Genomic DNA, 4346 nt, shown 5'->3' on the forward strand with positions numbered 1-4346 from the left:
GCCCCATTCCTCGTTCGTCAGATCACCCCGCCCCATGCCGGGCACAACGAGCCCGGCATGGAGAAGTCACATGATCCGCCGGACAGAACCTAGCCCGCACCATCCGCCCCACCTGGTCGGAGGCGGCCATGCCCCACCGTCCCGCGCCCCGGCGCTCCCTGGCCCTCGCGTCCGTCTGCCTCGCGGCCTTCGCGATCAACCTGGACACCACGATCGTCAACGTCGCCCTCCCGGACCTCGGCCGCCAACTGCACGCCACCACCCGCGACCTCCAGTGGATCGTCGACGGCTACAACCTCGCCTTCGCGGCCCTCGTCCTGACCGCCGGTTCGCTCGGCGACCGGTTCGGACGACGGCCCGCGCTGCTCACCGGACTCGGCGGCTTCGCGCTCACCGGCGCGCTGGGAGCCGCCACCGGGTCGTCCGGCGCGCTGATCGCCGTCCGCTTCGCCATGGGCGCCTGCGCGGCGGTCATCTTCCCCACGACCCTGTCCGTCATCACCAACGCCTTCCCCGACCGCCGCGCACGCGCCAAGGCGGTCGGCCTGTGGGGCGCGGTCACCGGCCTCGGCGTCGCCGTCGGTCCGGTCGCCGGCGGACTCCTGCTGGCCCACTTCGCCTGGCCCTCGGTCTTCCTCGCGCTCGTACCGGTGGCGCTGGTCGCCCTCGCCGCCACCTGGTTCTGGGTCCCGGAGTCCAGGGACCCGTCGAGCGCCCGACTGGACCCCCCGGGCCTGCTCACCGCCTCGGCCGCCGTCGGCCTGCTGGTCTTCACGGTCATCGAGGCGCCGACCCGGGGCTGGGACCGGCCCGCCACCCTCGCGGGCTTCGCCGCCGCCACCGCCCTCGCCGCCCTCTTCGTGGTGATCGAACGCGGACGCAGCCACCCGATGGTGGACATCACCCTGTTCCGCACCCCGGCCTTCTCCGCCGCCAGCGGAGCGGTCACCGTCGCGTTCTTCGCGCTCTTCGGTTTCATCTTCCTGGTGACGCAGTACTTCCAGTTCATCCGCGGCTACGGCGCCCTCTCCACCGGCGTGCGGATCCTGCCGGTCGCGCTCACCATCGCGCTCGGCTCGCTCGGCGGGGTCGCGCTCGCCGCCAGGGCCGGGACCCGGGCGGTCGTGACCTCCGGGCTCCTGCTGCTCGGGGCCTCCTTCGGGTGGATCGCCCTCTCGCCCGCCTTCCAGTCCTACGGGCTGATCGTCGGTCAAATGATCCTGATGGGACTGGGCCTCGGCCTGACGACCGCACCGGCCACCGAGTCGATCCTCAGTGTCCTGCCGCCCGCCAAGGCGGGCGTCGGATCGGCCGTGAACGACGCGACCCGGGAGGCCGGCGGGACCCTCGGCGTCGCCGTCGTCGGCAGCGTCTTCACCTCCCTCTACGCCTCCCACCTCGCGACGACCGCCTTCTCCACCCTCCCGGCCGGCACCCTCAGCGCGGCCGAGGGCTCGGTGGCCGAGGCCCTGCGCAGCGCGGCGGCCACGCCTCCGGGCTCCGGGGAGGCGCTGCGGGCGGCGGTCCAGAGCTCCTTCATGCACGGATTCCACGTCGCCTGCACCGTCGGTCTCGCGGTCTGCCTCCTCGGCGCCGCCCTGGCCCTGGCCCTGCCCGGCGCCCACCCCGCGCCCGTGTCCTCGACACCGGCACCGGCACCGGTCCTGCCGAGGCGGTGACGCTGTCCCCGAGGCAGCCGGGTGCTCGAGGGGGCGGCACGTGACGTGATGCCCGGTTTGCTTGAGGCGGGGGCGCAGCTGCCGGCTAGGTCGTGACGAAGGCGCCGGTGGCGGCGTCGATGGTGACCACCAGGATGCCCTTCTTCTGCTGGTCCTCCGGCGGCTTCATGCCGACCAGCCAGCGCGGGTGCCAGGTGCCGTCGCGGTCCGCCTGGGCGAGGAGGATCGTGCTGCTGGTGGTGAAGCCGGGGTGGGCGGTGGCCGCGGTGCTCCGGGCGGTCGCCTCGGTGACGGTCGCCTTCGGGAGGGCGGGCGGGTCGACGTGCCGGGCGGAGAACGAACTGACCCGGCCGTTGCCGGTGACGAGCAGGTCGAGTCGCATCGGCATGAGGACGCCGTCGACGCGGGAACGCCACTGGACGGTCCTGGCGCCGCCGGAATTGGGCTGGGGGTCGGTGCTGGGGTAGCTGTCGGTGAGGGCCCAGGGGAAGTGGGTCCGGGCGAAGCGGGTGGCGGCGTCGACCGCGACGTCGTCGCTGACTTCGCCGGGTGCCTGGTCGGGGGTCGGCCCGACGAGCCCGGAGGCCGGTTCGCCGCCCGGCCACGCCAGTTCGAGGCTGCCCTGCCGGCCGGTGACGCTGACCGTCCCGGGGTGGCCGGAGGATCCTTCGACGTACTGGACGGACGCGATCTCGGCGGCCGACCCGAAGAACTCCCGGAACGCCTTGGTGGCGGCGGCCCGCTGGGCCGGTCCGGCCGCGGTGTTCTCCGTGGGGTCGGGTGCGACGACCGTCACGGAGGGCACCAGGACGGCCGCGATCACTGCGGCTCCGCCCACGAGGGCGACCGCCCCGCGTGCGAGCTCGCGCCTGGTGGTGCCCAGCGGTCGGTCGCCCGTCCGGCGGCTCCACAGGTACGCGAGGCCACAGCCGAGCACGGCCCCGAGCGCGTTGTCCCACAGGTCGGCGGAATCGCAGCTGCGGCCGATGCCGGGGGTCAGGGCCTGGGTCGCCTCGACGGCTGCGGAGAGCAGCGTGAGGGCGATGCCGGTGCTGACGGGCCGTCGAACGAGGCGGGAGGTGAAGAAGCCGGCCGGGACGAACAGGGCGATGTTCATCAGGCCCTGGGTGCCCGACATCGCACCCGTCAGGTCGAGCCCGGCGGTGCAGCGGAGCGGGGCCGGTGCGTCGGGGTGCACGGGGTAGAGGGTGGCGACGAGCACCAGGGCGGTGGACGCTCCGGCGAGCGCGGACAGCGGCCTCGGGGCCGAGCGCCGTTCGGCGACGGCCGCCGAGAGGGCGGCGGCGCCGATCAGAGCCGCCAGGACGGTCCAGAGCAGTCCCGGCTCGTGGTGGAGGATCGCGCGGATCATGCTGGTGGCACTCCAGTGGGCACGGCGATGGGCCCACGCCCTCGGGCGCGGGCCCATCGTGACGGCGGGCGGCTGCTAGCAGATGGTGACGGGCGCGTTGTAGAACGTGTTCTGGCCCTTGACGGCCATCCAGCCGATCACGTTCTGGCAGTCGTTGAACCCGAGGTCCCAGAACCACGCGTCCTTGGTCTGGTTGACGGACTGGTCGCTCCAGTCGCGGTTGTAGGAGTAGCCGTGGTAGTTGAACCCGAACTGTGCGGTGATGGTGCCGCCGCCGGTCTTCTCGTAGACGTCCTGCAGCTGCCAGAAGGCGGACCCGTCGGGCTGGGTCTTGTCCTCCTGGGAGATGGACGTGCTGAGGCGGCCGTTGGAGAGCGACGTCGACGCGTTGTACTTCGCTTGTGCCATGGCCTGGGATGCGCCTCCGACGGCCAGGAGGGCTCCGGCCAGGGCGGTTCCGATGACGCGCGTGCCGATTCGCATGATGCTCCTCTTGGTGAAGGGGGGTCAGGAACGGATCGGTCCTCCCGCACCGTTCATGGTTCCGGGCGGGCTCCCCGTGTGCTTTCCACGGTAGGACGGGGTTCCTGCCTTGGAATCAGCAATGCGTCTCAGGGACTCCGCAATGCGTCTCCAGACGCCCGCGGTCCGTCGGAGCGGACGGGCCGGAGCGCGGCCGGCTGTTGCGCGTGATCGGCAGGATCGCGCTCAGCGACCGGTGATGACGATCGGCCCTTCAGACCGTGAACCACTCCTTGGCCTCGGCGGAGCTGTACGCCCGGACGATGATGCCCGCGATCGCGATGCCGGCCAGCGAGATGATCGAGCCGGAGAAGAGCTGGATCACGCCGCTGACGATCGCGAGCCACTCGATCACCAGTACGGTCCTCCGGGTCCACCGGGCCCCACCCGGCGCCAGGGCCGCGCAGGTGCCGAGCAGGACGCCGATCAGGATCGAGAGGAAGGCGATGAACGTCACCATGGCGACGCCTTCACCGTGCTGGCCGTGGATCAGTGCGAGGAGGAAGATCCCAGCCGCGCTGTTGCCGACGGCGTGCAGCCAGACCCCCGCTACCACCCACTTGAGTGATGTCGGCATCCGCTCGTCCGCCAACTGGTTCGCCATCGGTGACCACCCCCGGATCGTCGGTGCGGCCGGGCCGGCGGCCGGGCCGTAGGGGAGAGGATCCGGGTGGCCGGGTCCGCCGTCAATGGCCACGACCGCCCCCTTTCTCCGGTCGGCCGAGGCGCGGAGGGGCGTGGGGGGGGGGGGGCGGGGGGGCGAGCGGGGGCGC

4 protein-coding genes are annotated in these 4346 nt (G+C 72.7%); 1 reads left to right on the top strand and 3 read right to left on the bottom strand.

The genetic code is table 11. The features are described from left to right. The first annotated feature begins 128 nt into the window (after positions 1–128). The gene (locus ACFWXO_RS42575) at positions 129–1679 is read left to right on the top strand and encodes an MFS transporter (protein WP_380531900.1); all 1551 of its coding nucleotides are present in this window, start codon (positions 129–131) and stop codon (positions 1677–1679) included. A gap of 85 nt (positions 1680–1764) precedes the next feature. On the opposite strand, the gene ACFWXO_RS42580 is transcribed toward ACFWXO_RS42575, so the two are convergent. The 3 genes from ACFWXO_RS42580 to ACFWXO_RS42590 form a co-directional block, all read right to left on the bottom strand. Further along, on the bottom strand, positions 1765–3051 hold the full coding sequence (locus tag ACFWXO_RS42580; RefSeq protein ID WP_380531903.1) for a VanZ family protein: 1287 nt from the start codon (positions 3049–3051) through the stop codon (positions 1765–1767). A gap of 75 nt (positions 3052–3126) precedes the next feature. Continuing rightward, on the bottom strand, positions 3127–3534 hold the full coding sequence (locus tag ACFWXO_RS42585; RefSeq protein ID WP_375889433.1) for a hypothetical protein: 408 nt from the start codon (positions 3532–3534) through the stop codon (positions 3127–3129). Positions 3535–3787: 253 nt separating this feature from the next. After that, positions 3788–4177 (bottom strand): hypothetical protein, encoded by a 390-nt coding sequence (locus ACFWXO_RS42590; RefSeq protein WP_375889434.1) that lies wholly within the window; start codon positions 4175–4177, stop codon positions 3788–3790. Between the last annotated feature and the right edge of the window lie 169 nt (positions 4178–4346).

This window comes from Kitasatospora sp. NPDC059088 (assembly GCF_042738155.1).
Taxonomy (GTDB): Bacteria; Actinomycetota; Actinomycetes; order Streptomycetales; family Streptomycetaceae; genus Kitasatospora.

Bases quoted from the DNA above. Each gene is read 5' to 3' on its own strand.
- ACFWXO_RS42580 (WP_380531903.1), bottom strand. From the start codon at position 3,051: ATGATCCGCGCGATCCTCCACCACGAGCCGGGACTGCTCTGGACCGTC.
- ACFWXO_RS42575 (WP_380531900.1), top strand. From the start codon at position 129: ATGCCCCACCGTCCCGCGCCCCGGCGCTCCCTGGCCCTCGCGTCCGTC.
- ACFWXO_RS42590 (WP_375889434.1), bottom strand. From the start codon at position 4,177: ATGGCGAACCAGTTGGCGGACGAGCGGATGCCGACATCACTCAAGTGG.
- ACFWXO_RS42585 (WP_375889433.1), bottom strand. From the start codon at position 3,534: ATGCGAATCGGCACGCGCGTCATCGGAACCGCCCTGGCCGGAGCCCTC.